22 protein-coding genes are annotated in these 26,480 nt (G+C 62.9%); 16 read left to right on the plus strand and 6 right to left on the minus strand.

Annotation, left to right across the window (positions count from 1 at the left end; genetic code table 11):
• The 5 genes from putA to V7M64_RS17485 all read left to right on the plus strand — a co-directional run.
• Positions 1-1,436, plus strand: a 1,436-nt coding sequence (gene putA / locus V7M64_RS17465) for a bifunctional proline dehydrogenase/L-glutamate gamma-semialdehyde dehydrogenase PutA (protein WP_333680866.1), incomplete at its 5' end; no start/stop codon positions are given.
• Between the two features lie 105 nt (positions 1,437-1,541).
• The gene (locus V7M64_RS17470; RefSeq protein ID WP_333680867.1) at positions 1,542-2,303 is read left to right on the plus strand and encodes a TlpA disulfide reductase family protein; all 762 of its coding nucleotides are present in this window, start codon (positions 1,542-1,544) and stop codon (positions 2,301-2,303) included.
• A gap of 110 nt (positions 2,304-2,413) precedes the next feature.
• Entirely contained in the window at positions 2,414-3,493 is a 1,080-nt protein-coding gene (locus V7M64_RS17475) for an AraC family transcriptional regulator (protein ID WP_333680869.1), read from the plus strand.
• Between the two features lie 147 nt (positions 3,494-3,640).
• Positions 3,641-4,387 carry a glucose 1-dehydrogenase gene (locus V7M64_RS17480; RefSeq protein ID WP_333680871.1) on the plus strand — a complete coding sequence of 249 codons (747 nt, stop codon included), beginning with the start codon at positions 3,641-3,643 and terminating at the stop codon, positions 4,385-4,387.
• Positions 4,384-4,695, plus strand: a complete 312-nt coding sequence (locus V7M64_RS17485) for an antibiotic biosynthesis monooxygenase (protein ID WP_333680873.1) — start codon at positions 4,384-4,386, stop codon at positions 4,693-4,695. The genes V7M64_RS17480 and V7M64_RS17485 overlap by 4 nt, the downstream gene beginning before the upstream one ends.
• Positions 4,696-4,735: 40 nt before the next feature.
• Here the strand turns inward: V7M64_RS17485 and V7M64_RS17490 are convergent, their stop codons facing one another.
• Positions 4,736-5,125, minus strand: coding sequence for a helix-turn-helix domain-containing protein (locus tag V7M64_RS17490; RefSeq protein ID WP_333680875.1), 390 nt, complete (start codon positions 5,123-5,125; stop codon positions 4,736-4,738).
• A gap of 91 nt (positions 5,126-5,216) precedes the next feature.
• Between V7M64_RS17490 and V7M64_RS17495 the strand changes: the two genes are divergently transcribed.
• The 5 genes from V7M64_RS17495 to V7M64_RS17515 all read left to right on the plus strand — a co-directional run bounded on the left by V7M64_RS17495 (position 5,217) and on the right by V7M64_RS17515 (position 11,794).
• Entirely contained in the window at positions 5,217-5,963 is a 747-nt protein-coding gene (locus tag V7M64_RS17495) for a glucose 1-dehydrogenase (RefSeq protein ID WP_333680877.1), read from the plus strand.
• 651 nt (positions 5,964-6,614) lie between these two features.
• The gene (locus V7M64_RS17500; RefSeq protein ID WP_333680879.1) at positions 6,615-7,850 is read left to right on the plus strand and encodes a parallel beta-helix domain-containing protein; all 1,236 of its coding nucleotides are present in this window, start codon (positions 6,615-6,617) and stop codon (positions 7,848-7,850) included.
• Entirely contained in the window at positions 7,847-9,025 is a 1,179-nt protein-coding gene (locus tag V7M64_RS17505; RefSeq protein ID WP_333680880.1) for an SO2930 family diheme c-type cytochrome, read from the plus strand. Before V7M64_RS17500 ends, V7M64_RS17505 begins: the two co-directional genes overlap by 4 nt.
• A gap of 121 nt (positions 9,026-9,146) precedes the next feature.
• Entirely contained in the window at positions 9,147-10,562 is a 1,416-nt protein-coding gene (locus V7M64_RS17510; RefSeq protein WP_333680882.1) for a coniferyl aldehyde dehydrogenase, read from the plus strand.
• Positions 10,563-10,675: 113 nt separating this feature from the next.
• Positions 10,676-11,794, plus strand: coding sequence for a hypothetical protein (locus V7M64_RS17515; protein ID WP_333680884.1), 1,119 nt, complete (start codon positions 10,676-10,678; stop codon positions 11,792-11,794).
• Between the two features lie 73 nt (positions 11,795-11,867).
• Here V7M64_RS17515 and V7M64_RS17520 read toward each other — a convergent pair whose 3' ends face one another.
• A complete protein-coding gene (locus V7M64_RS17520) occupies positions 11,868-13,283 on the minus strand; it encodes an outer membrane protein transport protein (RefSeq protein WP_333680885.1) in 1,416 nt (471 codons plus the stop codon).
• 315 nt (positions 13,284-13,598) lie between these two features.
• Between V7M64_RS17520 and V7M64_RS17525 the strand changes: the two genes are divergently transcribed.
• Together V7M64_RS17525 and V7M64_RS17530 are read left to right on the plus strand one after the other, a co-directional pair.
• On the plus strand, positions 13,599-13,892 hold the full coding sequence (locus tag V7M64_RS17525) for a YcgL domain-containing protein (protein WP_333680886.1): 294 nt from the start codon (positions 13,599-13,601) through the stop codon (positions 13,890-13,892).
• Positions 13,893-13,961: 69 nt separating this feature from the next.
• Entirely contained in the window at positions 13,962-17,408 is a 3,447-nt protein-coding gene (locus tag V7M64_RS17530; RefSeq protein ID WP_333680887.1) for an ankyrin repeat domain-containing protein, read from the plus strand.
• A gap of 83 nt (positions 17,409-17,491) precedes the next feature.
• Here the strand turns inward: V7M64_RS17530 and V7M64_RS17535 are convergent, their stop codons facing one another.
• Entirely contained in the window at positions 17,492-18,562 is a 1,071-nt protein-coding gene (locus tag V7M64_RS17535; protein WP_333680888.1) for a glycosyltransferase family 9 protein, read from the minus strand.
• Positions 18,563-18,676: 114 nt separating this feature from the next.
• Positions 18,677-20,533, minus strand: a complete 1,857-nt coding sequence (locus V7M64_RS17540) for a monovalent cation:proton antiporter-2 (CPA2) family protein (protein ID WP_333680890.1) — start codon at positions 20,531-20,533, stop codon at positions 18,677-18,679.
• A 95-nt stretch (positions 20,534-20,628) separates the two neighbouring features.
• Here V7M64_RS17540 and V7M64_RS17545 point away from each other — a divergent pair, with 95 nt between their 5' ends.
• Positions 20,629-21,414, plus strand: a complete 786-nt coding sequence (locus tag V7M64_RS17545) for a glutaminyl-peptide cyclotransferase (RefSeq protein ID WP_333680892.1) — start codon at positions 20,629-20,631, stop codon at positions 21,412-21,414.
• A gap of 76 nt (positions 21,415-21,490) precedes the next feature.
• Here V7M64_RS17545 and V7M64_RS17550 read toward each other — a convergent pair whose 3' ends face one another.
• Positions 21,491-22,360, minus strand: coding sequence for a LysR substrate-binding domain-containing protein (locus V7M64_RS17550; protein ID WP_333680894.1), 870 nt, complete (start codon positions 22,358-22,360; stop codon positions 21,491-21,493).
• A gap of 110 nt (positions 22,361-22,470) precedes the next feature.
• On the opposite strand from V7M64_RS17550, the gene V7M64_RS17555 reads away from it, so the two are divergent.
• A complete protein-coding gene (locus V7M64_RS17555) occupies positions 22,471-23,031 on the plus strand; it encodes a DUF4865 family protein (RefSeq protein WP_333680907.1) in 561 nt (186 codons plus the stop codon).
• Between the two features lie 17 nt (positions 23,032-23,048).
• Complete coding sequence (locus V7M64_RS17560) at positions 23,049-23,429, plus strand: tautomerase family protein (RefSeq protein ID WP_333680896.1); 381 nt, start codon at positions 23,049-23,051, stop codon at positions 23,427-23,429.
• A gap of 186 nt (positions 23,430-23,615) precedes the next feature.
• Here the strand turns inward: V7M64_RS17560 and hemB are convergent, their stop codons facing one another.
• Positions 23,616-24,605, minus strand: a complete 990-nt coding sequence (gene hemB / locus V7M64_RS17565; protein ID WP_333680898.1) for a porphobilinogen synthase — start codon at positions 24,603-24,605, stop codon at positions 23,616-23,618.
• Between the two features lie 212 nt (positions 24,606-24,817).
• On the opposite strand from hemB, the gene V7M64_RS17570 reads away from it, so the two are divergent.
• Positions 24,818-26,341: a S53 family peptidase gene (locus V7M64_RS17570; protein WP_333680899.1), complete on the plus strand. Its 1,524-nt coding sequence runs from the start codon at positions 24,818-24,820 to the stop codon at positions 26,339-26,341.
• The last annotated feature ends 139 nt before the right edge of the window (positions 26,342-26,480 follow it).

Consider the following 26,480-nt stretch of genomic DNA (forward strand, 5'->3'; position numbering starts at 1 on the left):
AGGTGACCAATCCCGCCGACCGCCGCCAGGCCGTGGGCAGCTACGTCAGCGCCGATGCCGCCCTGGTCGACAAGGCGCTGGCCAATGCCGTCGCCGCGCAGCCGGGCTGGGATCGCCTGCCTGCTGCCAGCCGCGCCGCCATCCTGGAACACGCTGCCGACCAGCTCGAAGCACGCCGCGGTGAATTCATCGCGCTGTGCGTGCGCGAAGCCGGCAAGAGCCTGCCCGATTCGATCGCCGAAATTCGCGAAGCCGCCGATTTCCTGCGCTACTACGCCGCGATGGCGCGCCGCTTGTTCGGCCATCCCGAACAACTTCCCGGGCCGACTGGCGAAAGCAACCAGCTGTTCCTCAACGGGCGCGGCGTGTTCGTGTGCATCAGCCCATGGAATTTCCCGCTGGCGATTTTCCTCGGCCAGGTATCGGCAGCGCTTGCCGCCGGCAACAGCGTGATCGCCAAACCGGCGGAACAAACCAGCCTGATCGGCTACGTCGCGGTGAAGCTGTTGCACGAAGCCGGCGTGCCGGCCGACGTGCTGCAATACCTGCCGGGCGACGGCGCCGTAGTCGGTGCAGCGCTGACCAAGGACCCGCGCGTGGCCGGTGTCGCCTTCACCGGATCCACCGAAACCGCCTGGGCCATCAACCGCGCGCTCGCCGCACGCAATGCGCAGATCGCAGCGCTGATCGCCGAGACCGGTGGCCAGAACGCCATGATCGCCGACTCCTCCGCCCTGCCCGAGCAAATCGTCAAGGACGTGATCGCTTCGGCTTTCCAGTCCGCCGGCCAGCGCTGCTCCGCCGCGCGCGTACTGTTCGTGCAGGAAGACATTGCCGACAAGGTAATCGGCATGCTCGCCGGCGCGATGGCTGAGTTGAAGGTGGGCGATCCCGGCCAGCTTTCCACCGACGTGGGTCCGGTGATCGATGCGGATGCATTGAAGATCCTCGTCGACCATGCCGCACGCATGGACAAGGAAGCGAAGAAAATCGCCGAAGCCACGCTCGAACCGGCTACCACATCGAATGGCACGTTCTTCGCGCCGCGCGCCTACGAGATTCCTTCGCTCGACGTATTGAAGCGCGAAATCTTCGGCCCTGTTTTGCACGTGATCCGCTGGAAAGGCAGCGAGCTTCCGCAGGTGATTGACCAGATCAACCGCACCGGCTACGGCCTCACCCTCGGCGTGCACAGCCGCATCGACGACACCGTGGAATACATCCGCAGCCATGCGCGCGTCGGCAATTGCTACGTCAACCGCAACCAGATCGGCGCAGTGGTGGGCGTGCAGCCGTTCGGCGGCGAATCGCTGTCGGGCACGGGTCCCAAGGCGGGCGGTCCGCACTATCTGGTGAAGTTCGCGACCGAGCGTACGCTCACCGTCAACACGACGGCGGCGGGTGGTAATGCATCGCTGCTGACGATTGGCGAGTAACACGCACCCTTCCATTGAGTGCGACGTCGCCTCGCGACCGTCATTCCCGCGAAAGCGGGAATGACGGCTTTTGCGGAACGCAGGTATTCCTCAACATCACTCACCATGCGACGAATACTGATAATAATTCCGCTGTTGCTATGCTTGGCCAATGCCGCGCACGCGGCCCATCCAAGCCGGGACGAACAGCACTTCGTCGCCACGTTGCAGCTCGGTGCCACACCCCAAGTCCGCTACCTCGACGCCAACGGCAAACCCATCGATTACGCTGCTTTCGCGCAACAAATGCACGAAGGCCGCCGCCACTACAGCATCACCCGCGACACCCAGGCCGGCATGGCCATGCTGCGCCTGCGCCCGGCCGGTGCACGCGCCGGCGAGCCGGGACGCTTCGCCTTCGGCCGGGGCGACGCTTTCCCGCCGTTCGAATTACCGTCACTGCACGGCACTGCGCAACGCCTCAGCGACTTCCACGGCCGCTATACCCTGGTCAGCTTCTTCTTCGCCGAATGCGCACCCTGCATCGCCGAAGTGCCGACGCTCAATGCTTATGCGCGCGAGCATGGCGACATGAACTTCGTGTCCATCACTTATGAAAACGCCGACACCGCACGCCAATTCGTGCAGGAACGCGGATTGACCTGGAACGTGCTGTATCACGGCCAATCGCTGATGGACACGCTGGGCATCGGCATCTTCCCCACCTTGATGCTGCTCGATCCGTCCGGCCGCGTGGCCGGTTCGGCGGTTGGCATGTCGATGCAGGACGATCCCGCCAAACGCCTGGCCGACCTCGACAGCTGGATCGAGCAATGGAAACGTGCGGCGACGACACAAACAACGAACGGAAAACCCACGCAGCAGTAACAGCGCAAGCACGCCAACGCTGAACTTGTGCGCCGCGCCAACCACCTCGGCATTGCCCGTGCTAGAACAGGGGCCTGCGCCATCGGGGTTGGCACGGGGGAAGGTCCGGCATGACACAGGCGGCATTCGAATTACGCGAGACGCGGCGCACGGCCGCTTCGGCCATCGAGCCCGATCCGCGCGCGCAAGCTGCCGACATCCCGCCCAATGTGCTGGTTCATCTCACCGAGTTCGCGCTACGCCAGGGTATTGCAAGCGAGCCCTGGTTCGCCGGGCTGGGCATCACTCGCCAGCAGATCAACGATCCCAGCCTGCGCGTGTCATACCGGCAGGCGCGCATGATCATTTCCCGCGCACTGCAAGCCATGCGCCTGCCCGCGTTGGGATTATTGATCGGCCGCAACGAAACCATCGGCAGTTTCGGACTGCTCGGCCTGGCGATGATGACGTCGCGCAATTTCGGCGAAGCCATGAGCGCCGGCATCGAAAACCACAAAATCTGCGGCAGCCTGCTCGACGTGGACTTCGTCGCGATGGACGCGCACCACGTCGGCGTGCAGGCATGGCCCCGCTACGGTGACATCGAACTGCTGCCATTCCTGTGCGAAGAACTGTTCGCCAGTTGCCTGGCCATCTCGCGCGAACTGGTTGGCCCGAGCATCACGCCGGTACGCATGGAATTCACTTATCCAGCACCTGCTTACGCAACCGAATATACGCAAACGTTCCAATGCGAAGTACGCTTCGGCGCGCAACACAACCGCATCGTGGTCGACGCTGACTGGCTAGTACAACCGCTGCCCGGCTACAACCCGCTGGTTTCCCGCCAGGCGTTGGCGCTATGTCACCAGCAACTGCGCGGCAACAGCCCCTCTAACGAAATCGTCGTCTCCGTCGAACGCCTGCTGCGCAACCGCCTGCGCGATCACCCGCGGCTCACCGAAGTCGCCCGAACGTTGCATCTCAGCGAGCGTTCGTTGCGTCGCAGGCTCGCTGAAAGTGGTCGTATCTTTCGCGAAATTCATGATCGCGTACGTGCCGAACGCGCATTGGAGCTGCTGCACGCAGGACAAATGAGCGTGGCGCAAATCGGCATCGAACTCGGTTTCAGCGATCCACGCGAATTTCGCCGGGCGTTCAAGCGCTGGACCGGGATGCCGCCGCAGGTGGCGCGGCGCAGCTTGCCTTGATCAGGCAGGACAAGTCCGAAACATTTGCGCGTTTTTGGAAACAGAGCGTTTAACGCTGCAAGTTACCCTTCGACTCATGCTGTAATGCGGCGCTCATGCATCGTGCTTAATGCATATGCGACTTCCATACCACCAGAAAGGGACTTTATGACACTCGTCCACAAGATTGCCGTAGTCAGCGGCGGATCGCGCGGCATTGGTGCCGCCATCGCTCGCAAACTTGCTTCGCAAGGCGCGTCCGTAGCCATTGTGTATAAAAGCAACGCAGCGCAAGCGCAGATTGTGACCGACACAATCGCCGAGGCCGGCGGAAGCGCCGCTTCCTTCGCCGCCGACGTCGCCGATCGCCCGGCCGTAGACGACCTTATCGCCGCTATCGTCGAGCGCTTTGGCCGTATCGATATCCTGGTCAACAATGCCGGCGTATTCGAATCCAGCCCGTTCGGCGGCATCGACGCAGCACTCGTGCGGCGCGTGTTCGACGCGAACATGGGCAGCGTGCTGAACATGACGCAGGCTGCCGTCCCGCACTTTCCCGCGTCGGGCGGGCGCATCGTCAACGTGTCCACCAATCTGATCTATTCCCCGCGCCCCGGCACCAGCATCTATGCAGCGAGCAAGGCGGCGGTATCAGTGCTTACCCATGCTTTCGCCAAGGAACTCGGCGCGCGCGGTATCATCGTCAACGCCGTCGCGCCATCCATGGTTACCACCGACATGACCGTCGCCACGCCTGAAGGCCGGCGCCAGCAGGTGATCGCCAATACGCCTGCAGGGCGCATCGGCGAGCCTGACGATATCGCCGATATCGTCGCGTTCCTCGCCTCTGATGAATCCCGCTGGATCACAGGCCGTACGCTGTTGACCGACGGCGGCATGACTGACGCGCTATGAGCAATCGCGAAGCCGCTTACGTGCTTACCGTGCAATTGCGCATCAAACCCCATTGTGTCGAAGACTTCGCGCGCGAACTTTCCGCGTTGCGGCGTGTGATCGAACAGGAACCGGATTGCCTGTATTTCGACGCGCTGCAAAACATGGAGCATCCCCACACCATCCTGCTGGTGGAGGCATGGACCAGCCGCGACTATTTCGAGCAGGTGCAGCTCAAACGCCCTTACTACGCGCCCTATCTGGAACGCGTGCGACCGATGTGGGCGCAGGAGCGCAAGCAGCGCCACTGGCATGCGATCACCGCATGAGAGAGCAGCGCCGAAACGACGTCGGCGGCATGTCCGGGCGTCAGCTTCTCGACGCCTTCTTCGGCGAAGGCCTGCGCTTGGCCTCGCGCTCGCGCCCCGCCGCCTGAATCTGATGCGCTTTCATGATCGTTAGGACAAGCCCGGGAAACCGCTTGTCGATCTCCTCGCAACGCGTGGTATTGCGCATTTCCACGCCATGGCGCTCGCTGCGGATCAGGCCTGCCTCGCGCAGCGCACGGAAGTGTTGCGATAGCGTGGACTTGGGAATCTCGCGATCGCTGATCTTTAAAAAATTGGAACAGGTAGCGCCGCTGGAAACCGCCAGTTCGGCGTAGATAGCGGCGCGCACGGGGTCGGACAGGGCATGGAGGATGCCCTCGACGGTGATGTCTTCGATGGATGGGTGAATCAGCGGCCGCATGGTTGGCATTTTATCGGCCCTTGATTTCTAGTTCCATAGTTCATAAGTTACGAACTACAGGAATTCAGAACCTCTTCACCCACCCACCAGGACACATTCCATGAGCAAGCTGAAAGGTAAGGTCGCCGTCGTTACCGGCGCATCCAAGGGCATTGGCGCCGCGATTGCGCGCGCATACGGCGCCGAAGGCGCTGCGGTCGTCGTCAATTACGCTTCGAGCAAGGCCGGCGCGGAGGCGGTGGTCAATGACATCGTGAAGGCCGGCGGCAAGGCCGTGGCCGTGCAGGGCGATGTTTCCAAGGCCGCCGACGCACAGGCGATTGTGGATGCGGCGATCAAGCACTATGGCCGCCTCGACATTCTTGTGAACAACTCCGGCGTCTACGAGTTCGCGCCGATCGAAGCGATCAGCGAGGAGCATTACGATCGGCAGTTCAACGTCAACGTGCGTGGCTTGCTGCTTACCACCCAGGCAGCCGTGAAGCATCTCGGCGAAGGCGCCAGCATCATCAATATCGGCTCGCTGGTTTCGCGCATCGTGCCGGCCAACACCGTGGTGTATACCGCCACCAAGGGTGCAGTGGATGCCATCACCGGCGTGCTGTCGAAGGAGCTCGGGCCGCGCAAGATCCGCGTGAATGCGCTCAACCCAGGCATGGTCGAAACCGAAGGCACGCATGCGGCAGGCGCCATTGGCGGCGAGTTCGAGCAATACGCCCTGGCCAGCACGCCGCTGGGTCGCATCGGTCAGCCGAACGACATCGCTGCGGTCGCCGTGTTCCTGGCTTCTGATGATTCGTATTGGCTGTCGGGGGAGCGTTTGTACGCGGGCGGCGGCGCACGCTGATCGTTTTATCGGCCCGATGCACATGGCCATGCTCCGGACTTGGTCCGGAGCGTGGCGAAAATACAGGCGCTAGCCGAGCGCGCCATGGCGAATCTTGTGCGGATGCATGCTTGGTGTAACTCCGGGTTTGCCGCCAGCCATAGCTTCGATGGAATGGATGGCATCGCTTATTGACGATGCACCGTGCCATCGCCGATACCAAGGCAAATACGCGATGAGCGAATGAAAGCCCGGTCCGCTTGCCCGGTTCGAGAATCCTTGCCCATCGCCTTGCTAGCCCGCGCATTCGCCTGCGGCTTGCCCGAGCCGGCCCCACCGCGTTCGGCAGGCCCAAACAACCGTACAACCCAACGAGAACGCATGACTGCTTTCTCCTTATCGTTGATGGATGCTCAAGATAGAGGCAGTCCTTACGGCGAAGTAGCGATATCTTGGCAAGCCAGTCTTGAAACGGCTTCAAGGACAGAAGCGTCGGCGCGGTGATCGCACGACCATCTACTCGCCCGCATGGCATTGACCTGGATAGCCGCGATTACCGCAGGCTGGCCGATTTACCCCCCATTCCCGGCCCTTTTGCCCTCCCCCTCGCTTTGCCGCTTGCGGGACAGTGCGGTGTACGTGCTCGTGTGGCGCGCGGGGAGATATGCCGGCATGCGCAAGATCTGCACCTTGATCGCTTTTTCAGTGCTGCTGCCTGCCTGCGGCCAGCAGCAGAACGCCGCGCAAAGCCAGCACGATGCTTCGTTCGAGAGCAAGCTGGAGCAGCAGTTGCTCGACGCCAGACCCGGTAGCGTGATCGACATACCGGCCGGTCACTACTCGCTAAAACGCGGCCTCAGCCTGCGCACCAGTGGCGTCACCCTGCGCGGCGCGGGCATGGACAAGACCGTGCTGTCGTTCAAGGGCCAGATCGTCGGCCCCGAAGGCCTGCTGGTGAATGCCGACGACTTCACCATCGAGAACCTCGCCATCGAAGACACCATGGGCGATGCACTGAAGATCAACCAAGGCAGGAACATCACCATCCATGGCGTGCGCATCGCATGGACCGGCGGCCCCAAAAGCACCAACGGCGCCTACGGCTTGTATCCGGTGAAGACTCAGAACGTGCTGGTGGAAGATTCGGTGGTGATTGGCGCATCGGATGCCGGCATCTACGTGGGGCAATCCAACAACATCGTCGTGCGCCGCAATCGGGCCGAGCAGAACGTGGCCGGCATCGAGATCGAAAACTCGGTGAACGCCGACGTCTACGACAACATCGCGACCAAGAACACCGGCGGCATCCTGGTGTTCAACATGCCCAATCTTTCGCAGGCCGGCCACGCCACGCGCGTGTTCCGCAACAAGGTGTTCGACAACAACACTGCCAATTTTGCCAAGAAAGGGGCGGCGGTGGCCAGCGTGCCGGCGGGCTCGGGCGTGGTGGTCAACTCCAACGACAAGGTGGAGATCTTCGACAACGACATAGCCGACAACCAGACGGCCAACGTGATCATCTCCAGCTATTTCTCCACCAATTACTACAACAAGCTCGGCGTCGCCCCTGATTACAATCCCTATCCGAAAGGCATCTACGTCTACGCCAACCGTTTCAAGGGCGGCGGCAATTCGCCGGATGGGCTCAAGCTTAAAACGCTGAAAACCGCCGTCTATGGCATCAATGGCAGTTTTCCTGATGTGCTGTGGGATGGTTATGCCGATCCCAAGACCCAGGCAGGCAATGCGGCGTCGCCAGACGATCGCATCTGCATCCAGGATGCGAACGGCATGCTCAACGCCGATGGGCCGCACGGTTACAAAAATCCAAGCACTGACATCAAGCCGTTCCAGTGCAGCCTGCCCAAGCTGCCCGCTGTCGTATTGAACCCGGAGCCGAAGGTTTGAGCGTACCCCTCAAGTCGATAAAGCAGTGGCTGCGCGCAGGGATGCTATGGATCGCACTGCCATGCCTGGCGTCTTGCCATCGCGACATGCAGTCGGTGGCCTTTCACGATCAGGGTTATCCGCCGAAGCTCAGCGATTGGCACGTGGTGGAGGCGCACGATGGCGTATTGCAATTGAACCAGGGCGTAGTGCCGTACGAACTCAACACGCCATTGTTTACCGATTACGCCCACAAGCTGCGCACGATCTGGATGCCTAAGGGCGTATCTGCCCACTACAACCCTACGGATACCTTCGATTTCCCCGTGGGCACGATCATCAGCAAGACTTTCTTCTATCCAGTGCCCAACGGCACGGCACGCAACGCGACAGACGTTGCGCGCACCTACGACACCAGCCGCGATCTCGCCGCGCCTGGGCAAGGCCTGGAACTGGCCAACGTGCATATGATCGAGACACGCTTGCTGGTCAAGCGCAAGGAAGGATGGGTGGCCATTCCCTACGTGTGGAACGCCGCGCAGACCGATGCACTGCTTGCCCGCACCGGTGACGTGCAAGCCTTGACGCTCGTCAGCGACAACGGCGAACGCGAAAACTTCAACTATGTGGTGCCGGATCAAAGCCAATGCGCAAGCTGCCATGCACGCGACTGGACCACGCGCGCGCTGCAGCCGATCGGCCCCAAGGCACGCCATCTCAATCGCGACTACCGTTATGCCGGTGGCGATGAAAACGAACTCGTTCACCTCACGCGCGTGGGTTATCTCACCGGCGCACCGGCGTCGGCGAACGCTCCGCGCAATGCAAACTGGATGGATACGCACGCTTCACTCGATACCCGCGCACGCGCTTATCTGGATATCAACTGCGGCCATTGCCACAACCCGAAGGGTGCGGCCAATACCACCGGCCTCACGCTGGACATCAGTACGCCGGAAGATCGCCATATCGGTATTTGCAAGCCGCCGACGGCAGCAGGCCAAGGCACCGGCGATCATCTGTTCGACATCGTGCCGGGCCATCCTGGCGATTCGATCGTGCCTTACCGCCTTGGCTCCGCCGAGCCAGGCACGATGATGCCGGAGATCGGGCGCAGCACCGTGCATCAAGAAGGACTTGCCTTGATCAAAGCCTGGATTGCAGCGCAGCCGGGGGATTGCGTGGTGCTGCACTGAATGCATGGGAGAGGGAATGGGCGATGTGCATACTCGTTTCTGCCTTGGTGATACCGTCACGCGGCATGCCGCGATGGCGGCGCTGCGTATGTAGCGATGGAAAATTGTGAGCGACATTCCGATGAATCAGCCTGACCACGTTGATCTTGCTGCCGGACTACAGCGCTTGCGTGCGGCGCAGGCGCGGTCACCGTTCCCCGACTGGCCCACGCGTGCGCGTCGCCTGTGGGCATTGGAAGCGGCCATCAGCCAACATCGCGACCAGATCGCCGCAGCCATCGACATGGATTTTGGTTGCCGGCCGCGCGAAGAAACCGACATGCTGGAAGTGTTTCCCAGCCTGTCTGCCATCCGCCATGCACTCCGACATGGACGCCGCTGGATGAAACCCAAGCGCGGCATGGCGAGCATAGCCTTCCTGCCGGCCGGGATCGAAACGCGCCCGCAGCCGCTGGGCGTGGTCGGTATCATCGTGCCGTGGAACTATCCGCTGTTTCTCGCTGCCGGTCCGCTGATCGATGCGCTCGTCGCTGGCAATCGCGTCATGATCAAGATGAGCGAATACACGCCGCGCTTCTCGCAGCTCTTCGCCGAATTGATCGTGCGCCATTTCCAGCCCGATGAAGTGCTGGTGATCACTGGCGATGCCGCGGTGGCGCAAGCATTCGCCGGGTTGCCGTTCGATCATCTGCTGTTTACCGGCTCGACGGCTGTCGGCCATCACGTGATGCGCTCGGCCTCCGCCCATCTCACGCCGGTTACGCTGGAGCTGGGCGGCAAGTCACCCGCGATCATCGGCCCCGGTGCGCGGTTCGAACATGCGGTGGAACGCATTCTGTCAGGCAAGCTGATCAATGCGGGACAAACCTGCATTGCCCCCGACTACGTATTGCTGCCGCGCACCGAGGTCGCGCGCTTCGCCGCCGCGGCGAAAGCGGCTACCGCACGTTTGTATCCCGATATCGCCAACAATCGTCAGTACGCCAGCGTTGCCACCGATCGCCACTATCGCCGCCTGGTGGAGCTGCGCCGTGGCGCCGTTAGCGCAGGTGCGCGCAGCGAACCGTTGAGTGACGCCGCAGATCGCCCGGAACGGCGCATGCTCACGCCCACGCTATTGATGGATGTGCGTGATGACATGCCGGTGATGCAGGAAGAAATCTTCGGCCCGCTGCTACCGCTGGTGCCCTACGATACGCTCGAGCAGGCCATCGATTACGTTGCCAATCATCCGCGTCCGCTGGCCTTGTATCTGTTCGAGCAGAATCAAGCGCGCGTCGATCAGGTGTTGGCTCGCACGCATGCCGGTGGCGTCACGCTCAACGATACGATCTATCACATCGCCCAGCATCGGCTGCCCTTCGGTGGTGTCGGGCCTTCCGGCATGGGCGGCTATCACGGCGAAGCAGGTTTTCGCACGTTCTCGCACATGAAGCCGGTGTTTCGGCAAGCACGAATCAATGGTGCAAGGCTGTTCAATCCGCCGTATGGCAAGCGTTTTCGGCAGTTGCTGGAGATTCTTTTGCGCAGGGGCTGACCATACCCCTGTAACCCCATGGGATCATCTTGCGATTCCAGTTGCCTTCGCTCGACGGCTTTGCACTAGTCGGATAGGGTATTGGGCATCCATGCATAGGCTGGTGCACGCGTATGCCGTACGAGCAACCCAACGTTCAATCGGCCGTCGTGATCGCGATGCACTTGATCGATATCGCCGACGCCATCGATCTATCCAGTGCTGAAGCGCTGTGGGCTCAACAACAACGCTCCGCCGCCGTACGCAGCAAATTGGCCAGTACACCGCCGAAGGCGATGGCCTTTGGTGTTCCGCCGGTCGTGCTGCGGCTCGACTCGCTTGAACTGCCGCTGCTTGGCCGCTCCCATCATGCCGACGCGACGGTAAGGCTCTACGACTTCGGCGCCGCGGCGTTTTCCGTGCATATTCCGATCACGTCATGCAGCTGGGCTTCGTTTACGCAGCTGGTGAATGCCGTCGATGCACTGTTGGGACCTGGCGCTGACAGCCCGATATGGACGCAATTGCTGGAGCATGCGCGCGCGGCCGTGCTGCCCGCTTTGTCGAAGCCCAGCCCTGCGTCGTTGCATGAGGACTATCTGCTGGGCATCGTGCACGCCTTCGACGCTGCGATTCCCGTCAACGTCATGCACGAACGCATCGACCTGCTACCGTTGCTTTCCGGCGAACAACGTCCCTTGTCGGAACAGGCACGCAAGGATCTGCTGCAGCAACGCTTCTCTTATTACGCCGACGACCTGGTGGTGCTGACGTGGGATCGGGCGTTTATCTATGAGCCGCGCAGCGATTCGGATGTGGTGGACATTCTCGAAGTCGCCAACGCGCAGCTGCTCGAGTTGCGCTTCTACGATGAATTGCTGGACGCCGAATTGCCGCGCATGTACGACATGGTCGAGGCGGCGCATGCCAGCAACCCGCTGGGTGCGCGCCACTTCGCCGATCTCGCGCGCAAGTTGTATACGCTGGTGGCGGAAGTCACCGAAATCACCGAAAAAGTGGACAACGCCCTGCAGGTCACCGAGGACGTCTATCTGGCGCGCGTCTATGCCTCGGCGCTGGATTTGTTCCGCGTGCGTCATGTCAGCGATGCCGTGGATCGCAAACTGGCAATCATCCGTGATACGTATGCGGCGCTTTACGAGGAAGCTTCGGGCAAGCGGGCGGAATTGCTGGAGCTGGCGATCATCGTGTTGATCGTGGTGGAAATCGTGATTGCCGTCATTCGCCACTGAGCATCCGAGCTGCACGCCAAAGAAAAGCCCTGGGAACTTGCGTTCCCGGGGCTTTTTATAAACGTGCTGACGATCAGAACTTGTAGATGGCCGACAGCGCAAACAGATTGCCGGCATCGTCATACGAACCAGTGAGCACGTCGCCGGTAGCGCTGACTGCACCGTTGACTGCTGCGCGATTCACGAAGATATGCGCGTAGGAGGCATTGATGGAGAAGTGCTCGGTCGCCTTGTAGCCCAGGCCCACCGACAGCAGCTTGCGGGTTTCATCCGGCACGCGCGGTTCACGGTAGGCGCCGGTGGTCGGCGTGGTGTCATAGCCAAGGCCGGCGCGCAGGGTCAATTTGTCAGTGAGGTAATAATCGCCGCCGAACGCGAAGTACCAGGAATTGTGCCAGTTGAAGTTCTGCACGGACTGCGGCTGCGTCGGGTTGGCGTAGTTCACCGTGAGGTTCTTGAACACGTCCCACTCGGTCCAGGACACGTCCGCGCCAAAACCGAACTTGTCTTCCTGATGCCAGTAGCTGGCGGTGGCCTCGGCCGGCGTGGTGAACAGGGCCGTACCGTCGGTGTGCTGGAACGGCAGCGTGCTGGGCGTCAGGCCCAGCGCCGGCGCAAGCTGGCCGACCAGTACCGAAACGTTGTCCGGCACGTTGAAGTTGGCGGTGCCGTGCAGGCGATGGCTGATCTTGGAGCGGTAGTTGAAAGAGAGCCGATCCTGCGCGGTCGGCTTCCAATACGCGCCGAGCTGCCAGCCCCATGCCCAACTGCTGCCGCTGACGCGGGCCAGGCCGTCGGAGCCGGGCGGTACCAAGGCATAAACCTGGTTTACCGGCAGGTTCAACGGCGTACCGGGACCGGCCAGGCCCAGTGCCACGCTGGAGAAGTTGATCGCCTGGGTCAGCGTGGCGCTGGTGCGCTGCGCGATGGCGCTGCCGCCAATGCTGAAGTTGTCGGTGACGTCGAACGAAGCGGACATGGTGCCGTCCAGCGATTCGAACTTCGAATAGATGGAGTTGTAGCGGCCGACCCAGTTGTTGTCGTAAGTGGTCTTGAAGCCGAACGGCACGGTCATCGCCGCACCCAGATGCAGGCGATCGGTCACCTGCGTGGAAAAGAAGAACGAAGGCACCGGCATGGTGGTGCCCGCATCGCCGCCGTTGCCGCCACTGATCGGCTGCCCGAGCACGTCGTGCGCGCTGCCGGTGAAGTTGGCGCTGAAGTTGATGGCAGTGACGTCGGCTTCGAAATAGGTGCCCTTCAGGTCGCTCATCGCCGCCGGCGCATTGGCCACCACGGACACGTCGCCCCCCGCCGTCGCAGAACCGGCGTAGGCGCGGCCCATGGCCTGGGCGCTGTCTTCCTTCAACTGGAACGAACTGGCACGGGCCTGTTGCGGCGCTGCCAGGGCGCCGGCGACAGCCAGACCCAGCGCAGCCAGAGCGAGCGGACGGCCACCACGGACGGTGTTACGAAAGGACGTGTGCATTGGTTGCTCCTGCTTTTCTTTTAGTGACGAGTCCGGCCCGGGAGGCCGGGTCTTGCCGGAGGCTGCACGCCCCGCGGCTCGGGTCGTAGCGGGGCCGAACAAAATTTCATACGCGCGTTTGATACCCCTGGCGGGCACTCTGCCCACTCGGCCACGGGTGTGCAAGTGCGGTTGCAGCATGGTGCGGCAAGCGCCGCGGGCGACGCCGTGCGCCGGAAAACCATAAACCTCGCGCAACGCGCCCTTTCGCGTTCCCCCTTGTTGATTCCGTGCCTGCTAACCTTCCGCCCCCACACGATTTTCCGGCCCTTCGCCATGCATTGCTTCGTCTACGCCAGCCAGCGCAAGGCCGACACCTATTTGTGGCTGGATCGCCGCGACCATTTCGACGTATTGCCGGCGCCACTGACGTTGCTGCTGGGTGACCTGCGTTTCGTTCTCGAAGTGGAACTGCACGCGGGGCGCCGCCTGCCTCGCGAAGACATAGAAGTAGTGATGCAGAACCTGCGCACGCAAGGCTGGCATCTGCAGTTGCCGCCGCAGGAAACGCTGGCCACGCCGCCCGGTGAACAGGATCCCCTGCTGGATCCCAGGCGTCAGGACGAATGATCGCTTTGCCGAGTGGTCGTTAACAACAGATTACCGTCTGCCGCTTTCTCGGTTTCTATACTCCCCCGCATGCCTACAAATAAACCGCGCCGCCCTTCCTCCGCGCTTATCTCGCTTGTCTGGTTTCTGCCCGGGTGGCTCTGCGCCGGCATGGCTGCGCTGGGCGCGCATCCGATCGCGCTGATTCCCTTGCTATTGGCCAATACGTTGACCATGGCCGCAGTCTGCCACGCGATCGGTTTCGATCCGGAGCCGAATTTCCTGCGCACGGTGGTTCGCCGCGGCGGGGCCCATCTGACGATGTTCACCTGCTATGTCGCGCTGGTATTCCTGCTGGTCGCATGGCCGATGCTGCGGCTTACGCAACAACCGACCCTGGGCGGCAGCCTGATGCTGGCCGCGGCATTGGTGGTGGCGCTGGTAGCGCTGTGGCGCCTGTGGCCGGCGTTTGCGCTGGTGTACGTGTGGGATGACGCCTATCCGGCTCACGGCCAGGGGGAAGGTTCCTGGCTGTTCACCGCCACCGCGCGCAGCGTAGCCTTTGGCCGGCATCTTTCGCGCGAAGAGCATTTTTTCAGCCATTTCCTGCCCAGCGCCCTGGCGTTGCTGGTGCTGGCATTCGCTGCGATTGCGCTGAGCGGTCTTTACGGCGTGCTGCCGTCGGAAATGCGCACCGCCGCGCTAGTGCTCTATGCGGTACTGCTGGTGCCGCTTGGCTGCCTGATCATCGCCAACCGCACCCTGCGCGTGATGTTGTGCGAAAGCCGCCGGCCACGCCGGCAAGAGCAGGTGGGTGGCGAGAACGCCGAAGCTGCCACCGCCGCGCCTGCGCCGCTGGACGAACAGGAGCGCATCGCCGGCACGCCGGAGCAGGCACAAGCCTTGCTGGCTGCTGCACGCAGTGGCGACGTCGCGCGTGCGCTGGCGCTGGTGGAAGCCGGCGCCGATCCGAATCTCGCGCCAGCGTCGGGCGATCGTGACCAGCGCCCGGTACTGATGCTGGCGGCATTGCTGCCGGACACGCGCCTGCTGCGCGCACTGATCGCCAAGGGTGCCGACGTGAATCACGTCAGCGGTGGCCTTACGCCCTTGCTCGCCGCGACACGCGACAGCTGGCATGGCCGCGCCGAAGCAGCGATGACGCTGCTGACCAACGGCGCCAATCCGCTTGCCGCGGACGCCGACGGCAATACCCCTTTGCACGGCGCCGTACTCAGCGGCGAGCCCAATGTCGCGGCCATGCTGCTGGATGCCGGCGCCTCCATCGATGCACTCAACAAGCATGGCGAAACGCCGCTCTCGATCGCCTGCCGCGCCGCCAATTGGCCGCTGGTGCGCTTTCTGCTCGAACGCGGCGCGAAAGCCACGCCGGCCCATGGCGAACCGGCACTGGTCGCCGCCGCCGGCATTGCCGAGGACGACGTCGCCGGCGTGAAGATGCTGCTGAAACACCGCGCCGCGGTGAACGCAGTCGACACACGCCAGCGCAGCGCGCTGATGGTGGCGGCGGCGGAAGGCCACGAACAGATTGCCCGCGCCCTTTGCGCGGCCGGCGCCGACGTCAACCTGGCCGACCACCACGGCAGCACGGCCTTGATGGAGGCCGCACGCGCCGGCGCCGCCGGCGTGATGGAGTTGCTCGCCGACGCGCAGGCCGATGCAGGCACCCGCGACAAGCATGGCCGCGACGCGCTCACGCTCGCTTGCCAGTCGCCCCGCGCGCAGGTGGAAACCGTGCGCGCCTTGCTCGCACTCGGCGCAGACCCGAAAGCGCCGGGCAGCGACGGTCGCAGCGCGCTTGACCATGCTGCCGCCAGTGGTCGCTGGGATCTGGTGGCCTTGCTCGATCCGGAAACACCGCTTCCCGCCAGTCTCGATATCGAAGCCATTTCCGAAGGCGCCGACACGCCGGCGCATCTGCTCGATGCCTTGCGCTTCGGCCACTGGGCGATCGTGTCCAGCTTTGCCAATCGCGTACGTGATTGGCCGCAGGAACAGCTCGCGCCGCTGTTCCTGGAGCTGACCCAACCTGGCCTGCGCATGGCACGTCGCTGGTTGCTCGACCACGGGCTGTCGGCGGAAGCGCGCTTGCAACCGCAATTGATCGACGAGATCGACAGCGAGCATCCGACCTTGCCTCCGCTCGGCCAGCGCTTGTTCGATGCACTGCTGGCGCGTCTGCCGCAAAGCGCGGAAGCGATCGAGGATCTGCTCGATGCCGGCGCCAGCCCCGCCGGTGCTGGCCTGCTCGCACAGGTGCTGAGCCGCTTGCAGGAACCCTTCTCCACCTTGCCGCTTACGCTGCTCGAACGTGGCGCCGATCCGTTCGGCACCGACGAGCGCGAACGCACACCGCTTTACCTGGCGGCCGCCCATGGCCAGCTCGGCGTGCTGCAGGCACTGCTGGCGCGCGGCTGCGACCCGAACCATCGCGACGTCAATAGTGGACGCACGCCACTGCTCGCCGCGCTGGAACACGGCGCCGACGCGCTGCCGCTGGTGCGTGCGCTGGTCGCCCACGGCGCCGACGCGGAAGCGATGGATGCCAATGGCGAAACGCCGCTCGGCCTGGCCCTGGAACATCCGGCGCTGGAACGTTGGCTCGACTGGAACGGTTGGCAGCGTCCGCGCCGCCCGTTGCGCGACGACGACCTGATCCAGGCCGCCAAGCAGGGCGCCGACACCGCGGTACGCCGCCTGCTGGAACTCGGCTTCCCGGTGGACGCGCGTGATGCGCAAGGCGCCACGCCGCTGCTGCATGCCTGTGGTGCCGGCCATCGCGACGTCGCCGCGGCGCTGATCGATGCCGGCGCCGACATCGCCGCCAGCGCCAGCAATGGCATGACGCCGCTCGCCGCCGCGGTCGCCGCTCGTCGCGATGCCCTGGTGGCGCTGCTGTTGGAACGCGGTGCCGCGGTGGATCAACGCCTGCCGAACGAGGCTACCGCGCTGATGATCGCAGCCGTGCAGGGTTTTCCCGATATCGCGGAGCGATTGCTCGACGCCGGTGCCGACGCCAATGCGGTCGATGCGCGCGGACACAGCGCACTGCACGCGGCGTCGCAGTTCGGCTTCGAGCAGAGCGACAGCCTGCGCGCACACCGGCTGTTCGATGTGCTGCTGAAACGCAAGGCCGATCCGAATCTGGCCGACAGCGAAGGCAAGACCGCGTTGCTGTTGCTGCTCGGCGCGCATCTGCGCCCCGGCAGCGAGTGCGATGCCACGCATATCGGCGCACTGCTGCCGGTGTTGCTCGATGCCGGTGCCAATCTCGAACACGCCGATCAACGCGGCGTGACCGCACTGCATGCCTGCGCCATGCATGCTTTGTTGCCACCTGCGCGCTTGCTGCTTGCACGCGGCGCAGACCGCAACGCTGCAGACGCATTTGGCCGCACCGCGGCGGATGTGGCGAGGCATCTTGGCTTGATCGATATTGCACATGAACTGGCGGCACGCCACAGCGTGATTCCCAGCGTGCGGCAAACCTTGCGGCAGCCGGCGCAGCCTGATTGATCAAACCCCGTACGCTGGAATGAAAACCCAGTCGCTGTGAACTTGTCGTGCTGGGTTACGCTGCGCCAACCCTGCCTGCGCACCTACGCCGCATGCAATGTCTTTGGGCGCGGTGGCAATGCATGCCATGCATCAATCACCTGCTCCGGCGTGATCGCATCGACACGCGTACTCGCCGGCGGACCGCCCAACACCTGCACCGCTTCCGGCACGCGGCTGCGCGGCCGCCAATGATGGGGCGAGACGGAACCGAACATCACTACCAGCGGACAGCCCATCGCCGCCGCGAGGTGCGCGGGGCCGGTGTCGACGGAAATCATGCTGTGCGCGACCGCCAACAAGGCGCGCATGCGCGGCAACGGCAATTCCTTGGCGACGACTTCCACATCGGGCTGCGCCATCGTTTTGCGGATGGTTTCCAGGTAGGCGTATTCCGCCGGTGATCCGCACAACAGCACGCGCGCCTGCGGCAGCTGGATGCGAATGGCCGCCACGACCCCGGCCCAGTTTTCGATCGGCCATGACTTGTCGTCATCGCTCGCCCTGCGCACGCCGCGCCAGCGAATCGTACGCTTGTTCGCCGGCTGCAGCAGTACCAGCGGACGACCTGCGAGGCCGCGCTCGGCCAGCCATCGATCGCATTGCGCGCGCTCGGATGCACTGACGACGAACTCAGGCGCAGCGCCGGTGGCGCATGCCACCCTTGCAAAGCGATCGGCGAAAGCAGGCGGGGTGGTGTCGGCCAGATCCAGCAGATGCTCGATCCAGTGGCCACCGGGCGACAATGGAATATCGTTGAGAAACGCACAGTGACTGGCGGGAATGCCGGCCAGCTTCAGCAGCAGCGCAATGCGCTCCAATGAACGGCGTTGCGGCTCGCATACATACACGGGTACATGGCGCATGCGCCGCAACGCGGCGATCGCACGCCACTGCTCAAGGCTCAATGGCAACGGCCGATGATGCGAACGCAGTGCGATCACTTCCGCCACGTCAGGCTGCCCGCGATAAAGATCGCTCGCATAACCGCCGGCTGCCAGCAAGGTGCAAGGCTGGCCATAGCGCGCGTGCAATCGGTGCAGCAACGGCTGCAACAGCAAGGTGTCGCCGAGACGGCCGAAGCGGATGACCAGCGGACGGAAAGGTATCGGCATGCGAAGAAGCAGCGGGCGCTCGTCAAAGGTTGATATCCGGCCAGCATGCCGGCCGGCCACTTTCGGGAAACTTACCGTATTTCCTTGCGGCAACAGCCAACTGCTGCACGCGGCTCAGGCCTTCTTCGTGCCTGGCTCATTGTCTGCCACCAGCGGTGTATCGGCATCCGGCCCTTTTCCTCGCGGCGCGGGCGTCTTTGCATCGGCCTCAAACAACCGGTTGAGATCTTCCAGCGCCTCGCGCGTGGTCTGCACCAGCTTCGCTTCGTCGTCGTAGACCAGGTATTGCGCCTTGAGCAATTCGGCATCCTTGCGCCGGAAACGCTCCACTTCTTCGGTGGCTTCCTCGGCGCTCAGGCCCAGCGCTTCGAGCGTCTTGCGGCTCATTTTCAGGCTGGAGAAAAACGTTTCGCGTACCGGTTCTTCGATGCCCAGATCCATCAAGCGCCACACGTGCTGGCGATTGCGCGCGCGGGCGACGATCTTCAAATGCGGATATTGGCGACGCACCACGCGTGCCACGCGCAAGGCCGATTCCGCTTCGTCGGTGGCCAGCACGAATACCTCGGCCTTGTCGGCCTGCGCCGCACGCAACAGTTCGGGACGCGCGGGATCGCCGTAGAAAATATCTCCGCTGGTACCGAAGCGATTGGCCAGGTCGAGCTGCTCCACCGACTGGTCCAGCGCGACGAAGGGGATTTTCCGCGTGCGCAGAATGCGCGCGACGATCTGGCCCATGCGGCCGTAGCCGGCGATGATCACGCGCGGATGGTCGACGGTGATGGTGTCGAAGGGCCGCTGCGGCGCCTGCTTTTTCTTGGCACCGATCAGCTTGGCGGTGGCCGCCACCAGCAACGGCGTCAAGCCCATGGAAAGGGTGATGGCGAGTACCAGCATGGCGCCTTGCTGATCGGCGATCAGGTTCTTTTCCATCGCCTGGCGCAGCACCACGAAGGCAAATTCGCCGCCGCTGGCCAGCAGCACGGCGAGCCGCAAGGCATCCGCGCGATCGAGGTCGCCAAGCAGGCGGCCAAGCGGCCACAGCAATACGCCTTTCACCAGCAGAAGGCCGAAGGTGAGACCCAGCACGATCAGCGGCGCCTCCAGCAGCAGATTGATCTGCATCGACATGCCGACGCTGATGAAGAACAGACCCAGCAAGAGACCCTTGAACGGCTCGAGGTTGGATTCCAGCTCGTGGCGGTATTCCGAATCGGCCAGGAGCACGCCGGCCAGGAACGCACCCAGCGTCACCGAGACGTTGAGTTTTTCCATCAGCAACGCCGTGCCCAGCACCACCAGCAAGGCGGTCGCCGTGGAGACTTCCGTCGACTTGGCACGCGCCACGAAGCGGAACACGGGACGCAGCAGATAGCGGCCGCCGATCACCACTGCCACGATCACCGCTGCCGTGCGCGCCACCGCCATTGGATCGACGCCATGGTGAGTCGCGGTGGAGGCCAGCAGCGGCACGGCCGCGATCAACGGAATCGCGGCAAGATCCTGGAACAACAGAATGGCGAAGGATTGCCGGCCATAGGCCGTCGAGGCTTCCTTGCGCTCGGCCAGAATCTGCAAACCAAACGCCGTGGACGACAGCGCCAGACTGCCGCCGACGATCGCCGCCGCGTTCGGTGCGAGGCCAAACGCGTAAGCAATGCCGCTCACCGCCAAACCGCACGCCAGCACCTGCAGCAAGCCGGTGCCGAACACCGCGTGACGCATCACCCACAATCGCCGTGGCGACAGTTCCAGGCCGATCACGAACAGCATCAGCACCACGCCGAATTCGGCGATATCGCCGGCACGACTGGGCTCGGCCACCAGATGCAGCTCGGCCGGACCGATCACCACACCCGCCAGCAGATAGCCCAGCACGGCACCCAAACGAAAACGCTTGGTGATCGGGACCGCGATCACCGTGGCGAGCAAGAAGATGACCGCCGTTTCCAGAAAATGATGGCTGTCCACGCTTCCTCCGCCTGCAAGTTCCTGCGAAGCATTATTTCACGCACGGACAGGCTTGGGGTGCTCTGATCTATTTCCGCATGCGATCATCCGGCCCTATGAAACCGATCACTCGCTTGCTCGCCCTCTTCGCGCTGACGCTGGCATCATCTGCTTACGCGCAAACCGGTATTCCGATTTACGGCTACCAAGTGGTGCACACCTATCCGCATAGCACCAAGTCGTATACGGAAGGCTTGTTCTATCTCGATGGCTATCTATACGAGAGCACCGGCACGACTGGCGAGTCGCTGATACACAAGCTGGATCTCAATACCGGCAAGGCGCTGCAGCAGGTCGAACTGCCGCCGCCCGATTACGGCGAAGGCATCGTGGCGTTCAAGAACCGCCTGATCCAACTCACCTGGCAATCGCAGCGCGGCTACGTCTACGACTTGAAAAGTTTCAAGCGCATCGGCCAGTTCAGCTATCCCGGCGAGGGTTGGGCGCTCACCACGGATGGGCATCGCCTCTACATGAGCGACGGCACCGCGACGATCCGCGTGCTCGATCCGGAAACGCTCAAGCAAGTCGGCAAGATCGACGTGACGGTGCTGGGCCGTCCGCTGGTCAACCTCAACGAACTGGAATGGGTGAAAGGGAAAATCTACGCCAACGTATGGCTGACCCAGAACATCGTGCAGATCGATCCGGCTAACGGCAAGGTGGTTGGCGTGATCAATCTCACCGGGCTCGCTCCCGATCCGAGCACCTTGTCGGACCCAAGCAACGACGTGCTCAACGGCATCGCGTATGACGAGAAACATGATCGACTGTTCGTCACCGGCAAGCGCTGGCCGTCGATTTACGAGATCAAGCTGACCGCACCGAAGTCCGATCATTGATGCAGGTTGGGGACAGCCGAATCCCAACGTGCATGCAAATAGCGGGATGCCGGGTTTGCGTTCCGCTCGCCCCAACCTACGCGGCCAACCGTTGCAAGATGAGTTCGGCCAAGCGCGCCACCGCAGGTGTCGATTCGGCTTCGCTGCGATAAAGCGCCAGCCCAAGCTGCGGCAATGCCGGCAACGCGGTTGCTTTCGCATCCATCGCGTGGAGATCGGCAGGCACACCAAGCGGCGTGCGCACGCTGATGCCCAACCCTGCCTTCACGGCCGCCCAGGTTCCGGCCAGGCTCGCACTGGTGAAGGCAATACGCCAGGCGAGACCGGCGCGATCCAGTGCATGAATGGCGGCCGTGCGCATCAGGCACGGCGCATCCAGCACCACCAGCGGAACCGGCTCACCGGGTTCATACGGGAGCTGGTCGATGTCTGCACCGATCCAACGCATCGGCAACGTTTGGATATGTTGCCGGTGCAAGGCGCGCGCATCCGTTTCCCAGGCCAGCGCAAGGTCGAGCCGGCCTGCCTCCAACGACTGCAGCAGTACGGCATTGCGCGCGATATGCACTTCCACGCGCAGCTTGGGATGCGCACGCTTGAAGCGTCCCAGTACTTCGGGCAATACGTTTTCGCCGAAGTCTTCCTGCATGCCCAAGCGCACGCGCCCATCCAGTTGCACGCCGCGCACGGCGCTGACCGCCTCGTCGTTGAGTTCCAGCAAGCGGCGCGCATAGCCGAGCATCACTTCGCCTGCCTCGGTCAGCGCCATGCCACGTCCCGCTTTGCGCAGCAGCGGCGTGCCGGCTTGATCTTCCAGCTTCTTCAGCTGTGCACTGACGGCGGAGGTGGAGCGGCCCAGCCGGTCGGCCGCCTTGGCAAAACTGCCCAGGTCGATGCCGGTGACGAAGCTGCGCATGACATCCAGGTCGAGTTGGATGTGGCTCATAAACCATCCCATTTTTCAGGACTGTTGATTTATAAATTCCCGATTTTCAGGATTAGCCTGAGCCGCTACGCTGGTGCCGTCAAGCCTGCGAGGAGACCACCGTGCTCACCATGCAATACCGCATCACCCTGCCCGCCGACTACGACATGGGGATCATCCGCCAGCGCATCGCCGACCGCGGCCATCTCACCGACGACTTTCCGCAGCTGGCGTTCAAGGCATACCTGTATGCAGACCGCCATGAGCCTTACGCCGCCGGCAAGGAGAACCGCTACGCGCCGTTCTATCTGTGGCATGACACGGAAGGCATGAACGCATTTCTCGGCGGCGCGGGCTTTGCCGGCGTGATTGCCTCGTTCGGGCGGCCATTGGTGCGTACGTGGTCGGCATGGCACACGGAAACCGCACCGGATCTTGCCGTCGCCACGTATGCCACGTGCGAAACCATTGCCATCGCCGACCATGTCGCATTAGGCAATTTGCACGAGGCCGAACAGGCAACTGTCCGTACCGATACCGGCCATGGCGCAGTGGCTGCCGTCAGCGCCTTCGACCCGACCGGCTGGACGATCATGCGCTTGCGTCTATGGCGCGATGCTGTCCACGCTGCCAGCGAAAGCATGGACGTCTATCGAGTCGGCCACGTGTCACAACCTTCCGCGAAACATTAGTTCATCAAGGAGTAGCCATGCCTCTCGTTCGCATTGCTCTGCGTCGCGGCAAGTCGCCTGCATATATAGCTGCCCTGCGTAACGGCATTTATGCCGCCATGCGCGAAAGCTTCAACGTGCCGGAAAACGATCGCTTCATCCTGGTCAGCCAGCATGATGCCGACGAATTTGATTACGACCCGGGTTATCTGGGCATCGTGCGCACCGACGATCTGGTCATCGTGCAGATTGCCTGCAACAACACGCGCACGGTGGCGCAGAAGCAGGCGCTCTACCGGAGTGTGGCGGAGAAGCTGGCGGCCGATCCAGGTGTGCGGCCGCAGGACGTGTTCATCAATTTGCTGGAGACGGCCAAGGAGAATTGGTCGTTTGGGAATGGGATTGCGCAGTACGCCTAGATTGGATGCAAACCCACGTTTTTTTGACCGTTTAGAAAGGCCAAAGATCACATCAGAGCTGTTTCAGAGCGCACCGTCATTCTGGCGAAGGTCCGAATCCATGCTTCGGGTTCGCGATGGATTCCGGCCTTCGCCGGAATGACGACCCGCTTCGACAGATTCTGTAGGCAGGGTTTGCACCCTGATCTACTCGCGCAGCCAACGCGCGGCGTCAATGGCGTAATACGTAAGAATCGCATCCGCCCCCGCGCGCTTGAACGCCGTCAGCGTTTCCAGCACCACCGCGCGCTCGTTCAACCAGCCGTTCTGCGCCGCCGCCTTCAACATGGCGTATTCGCCGCTCACCTGATACACGAACGTCGGCACGCCAAAAGCATCCTTCACGCGACGCAGCACATCCAGATACGGCAAGCCCGGTTTCACCATCACCGCGTCGGCGCCTTCAGCAATATCCAGTTCCACTTCGCGCAGGGCTTCGTCGCTATTGCCGACGTCCATCTGATAAGTGTGCTTGTTGCCCTTGCCGAGATTGGCCGCGGAACCCACCGCATCGCGGAAGGGGCCATAGAACGAAGAGGCGTACTTGGCCGAATAGGCCAGAATGCGCGTGTGAATGTAGCCGGCATTTTCCAGCGCCTCGCGAATCGCGCCGATGCGTCCGTCCATCATGTCGGAGGGCGCGACGAAATCCATGCCGGCCTCGGCTTGCGCGAGCGACATCTTGATCAGTGCTTCGACCGTCGGCTCATTCATCACGTAGCCGTGTTCGTCGATCAGGCCATCCTGGCCATGCGTGGTGTAAGGGTCCAACGCGACGTCACCGATCAGTCCCAACTCGGGATGCTTCGCCTTCAGCGCGCGCGTTGCACGTTGCATCAAACCTTGCCGATTCCACGCTTCGGCAGCGTCTTCGCTCTTTGCCGATGCATCCGGCGAAGGAAACAGCGCCAGCGCAGGAATGCCAAGCCGCACGCATTCGCCGGCCAGTTGCAGCAAGCCGTCGATCGACAAACGCTCCACGCCAGGCATCGATGGCACCGCCTCACGCTTGCCTTCGCCTTCGATCACGAACGCCACCATGATCAGGTCCGAAGGCAGCAACGTGTGTTCGCGCATCAAGGCGCGTGAGAAGGCATCGCGGCGCATGCGGCGCATGCGGATGGCGGGGAAGTTCATGGGAAATGTCTCGTGCAAGAACCGCGCCTAGTTTAGCGCCGCCCTGGTGATGGCGTCCGCAAGAACACTGCGGCCCGATGACTCAACGGGTGAGATGCAGCAGTTCAACAATAAGCACCCCAGTTAAACGCCGAACCGCCTGTGCGCAAGTTCGACACACATTGTGTGCCATCTTTAGCGGCGCACGTCCCCTCTCACTAAGGAGCCGCGTCATGATCCAGCATGCCAAGCGTCCATCGCATTGGACCTCCCCCAAAGGCATGAAGTACCTGGGCCCGCACGAGGGCACCGAACCGCTCGACGTGACCGTTGTCTTGCGTCGTCGTTCGGACACCACCCCGCCGCCCGCCGCATGGCCGAAGCCAGCGCAATTCCCGCATGGCCAATTTGGCGAACACTACGGCGCCGATCCGACCGACATCGAAAATTTGCGCGGTTTTGCGCATCAGCATGGACTTACCGAAACCGGCTGCGATGCGCATCGCCGTGTGCTGCATTTACGTGGCACGCCGACGCAGCTTGAGCAGGCCTTCGAGGTGACGCTCGGCAAGTATCGGATGAACGATTGCGAGTTCGTCGGATGTGGCCAGGCACCCAAGCTGCCCTCGGAAGCCATCGCCGTGCTGGGCCTGGATCGACGGCCGGTAGCACGCCCGCACGTCCGGGTGCCCAATGTGCAGCCCAACACGTATTACACCCCGCTGCAGCTCGGTCAGCTCTACAACTTTCCCGCCAATACCGATGGCACCGGCCAGACCATCGGCATCATCGAACTGGGCGGCGGTTATACCGCCACCGATCTCAGCCAATATTTTTCGAATCTGGGTATCGGCAAGCCGCCGAAAGTTGTCGCCGTTTCGGTGGCCGGCGGGCAGAACGCTCCCGGTGGCGGCGACGCCGACATCGAAGTGACGCTGGATATCGAAGTGGCTGGTGCGCTCGCACCGGCGGCGACTCTGGCGGTGTATTTCGCACCGAACACCGACCAGGGTTTTTACGAAGCCATTTCGCAAGCCGCGCACGATACGACGAACAAGCCTTCGGTGATTTCGATCAGCTGGGGCGGCCCGGAAGATAGTTGGAACAGCCAATCGCGCGATGCGATGGAAACAGCCATGCAGGATGCGGCGGCGCTTGGCGTAACCGTCGTCACCGCCGCGGGCGACAACGGCTCCGGCGATGGTGAAACCGACAACCAGCCGCACGTGGATTTTCCATCCTCAAGCCCCTACGCGCTGGGCTGCGGCGGCACCACGTTGACCGCCAATGGCCAGGCCATCCAAAGCGAAGTGGTGTGGAACGAAACCGCCAGCAATGATGGCGCCACCGGTGGTGGCATCAGCATTGCGTACCCGCTGCCGACGTGGCAGCAAAACGCGAAGGTGCCCAACGGCCCCAACGGCAGCAGCGGGCGCGGCGTGCCGGACGTTTCCGCCAACGCCGATCCGCTGACCGGCTACGAGATCCTGGTCGGCGGCCAGACGCAGGCGGTGGGCGGAACCAGTGCTGCGGCACCGTTGTGGGCGGCATTGCTTGCACGGATCAACCAGCAACTGGGCAAGCCGGTGGGCGACGTGCACGCAGTGCTGTATCAGGCGGGCGAATCCGCGTTCCGCGATATTACGCAAGGCAATAACGGCGCGTACCAGGCTGGCCCCGGATGGGATGCCTGCACCGGATTGGGCAGCCCGAATGGGCAGGCGTTGCTGAGCGCGTTGTCGGCCAAGCAAGGGTGATGGCATGACCACCACCGCCCCGGCCTCGCCGGGGCGGTGATAGTGAGTGTGAGTTTTTTTCACAAGCGCGGAGGCACGGGACGTCACTCGCATGCTGGACGAATCGGACAACAACGGGCAGTCTTGTCAGGTTCGCTAC

The sequence above is a fragment of the Dyella sp. genome (assembly GCF_036746095.1).
GTDB lineage: Bacteria > Pseudomonadota > Gammaproteobacteria > Xanthomonadales > Rhodanobacteraceae > Dyella_B.

Excerpts from the sequence above, each read along its gene's own strand:
- V7M64_RS17470 (WP_333680867.1), top strand. The coding sequence starts at position 1,542 with ATGCGACGAATACTGATAATAATTCCGCTGTTGCTATGCTTGGCCAAT.
- V7M64_RS17475 (WP_333680869.1), top strand. The coding sequence starts at position 2,414 with ATGACACAGGCGGCATTCGAATTACGCGAGACGCGGCGCACGGCCGCT.
- V7M64_RS17480 (WP_333680871.1), top strand. The coding sequence starts at position 3,641 with ATGACACTCGTCCACAAGATTGCCGTAGTCAGCGGCGGATCGCGCGGC.
- V7M64_RS17485 (WP_333680873.1), top strand. The coding sequence starts at position 4,384 with ATGAGCAATCGCGAAGCCGCTTACGTGCTTACCGTGCAATTGCGCATC.
- V7M64_RS17490 (WP_333680875.1), bottom strand. The coding sequence starts at position 5,125 with ATGCCAACCATGCGGCCGCTGATTCACCCATCCATCGAAGACATCACC.
- V7M64_RS17495 (WP_333680877.1), top strand. The coding sequence starts at position 5,217 with ATGAGCAAGCTGAAAGGTAAGGTCGCCGTCGTTACCGGCGCATCCAAG.
- V7M64_RS17500 (WP_333680879.1), top strand. The coding sequence starts at position 6,615 with ATGCGCAAGATCTGCACCTTGATCGCTTTTTCAGTGCTGCTGCCTGCC.
- V7M64_RS17510 (WP_333680882.1), top strand. The coding sequence starts at position 9,147 with ATGAATCAGCCTGACCACGTTGATCTTGCTGCCGGACTACAGCGCTTG.
- V7M64_RS17515 (WP_333680884.1), top strand. The coding sequence starts at position 10,676 with ATGCCGTACGAGCAACCCAACGTTCAATCGGCCGTCGTGATCGCGATG.
- V7M64_RS17520 (WP_333680885.1), bottom strand. The coding sequence starts at position 13,283 with ATGCACACGTCCTTTCGTAACACCGTCCGTGGTGGCCGTCCGCTCGCT.
- V7M64_RS17525 (WP_333680886.1), top strand. The coding sequence starts at position 13,599 with ATGCATTGCTTCGTCTACGCCAGCCAGCGCAAGGCCGACACCTATTTG.
- V7M64_RS17530 (WP_333680887.1), top strand. The coding sequence starts at position 13,962 with ATGCCTACAAATAAACCGCGCCGCCCTTCCTCCGCGCTTATCTCGCTT.
- V7M64_RS17535 (WP_333680888.1), bottom strand. The coding sequence starts at position 18,562 with ATGCCGATACCTTTCCGTCCGCTGGTCATCCGCTTCGGCCGTCTCGGC.
- V7M64_RS17545 (WP_333680892.1), top strand. The coding sequence starts at position 20,629 with ATGAAACCGATCACTCGCTTGCTCGCCCTCTTCGCGCTGACGCTGGCA.
- V7M64_RS17550 (WP_333680894.1), bottom strand. The coding sequence starts at position 22,360 with ATGAGCCACATCCAACTCGACCTGGATGTCATGCGCAGCTTCGTCACC.
- V7M64_RS17555 (WP_333680907.1), top strand. The coding sequence starts at position 22,471 with ATGCAATACCGCATCACCCTGCCCGCCGACTACGACATGGGGATCATC.
- V7M64_RS17560 (WP_333680896.1), top strand. The coding sequence starts at position 23,049 with ATGCCTCTCGTTCGCATTGCTCTGCGTCGCGGCAAGTCGCCTGCATAT.
- hemB (WP_333680898.1), bottom strand. The coding sequence starts at position 24,605 with ATGAACTTCCCCGCCATCCGCATGCGCCGCATGCGCCGCGATGCCTTC.
- V7M64_RS17570 (WP_333680899.1), top strand. The coding sequence starts at position 24,818 with ATGATCCAGCATGCCAAGCGTCCATCGCATTGGACCTCCCCCAAAGGC.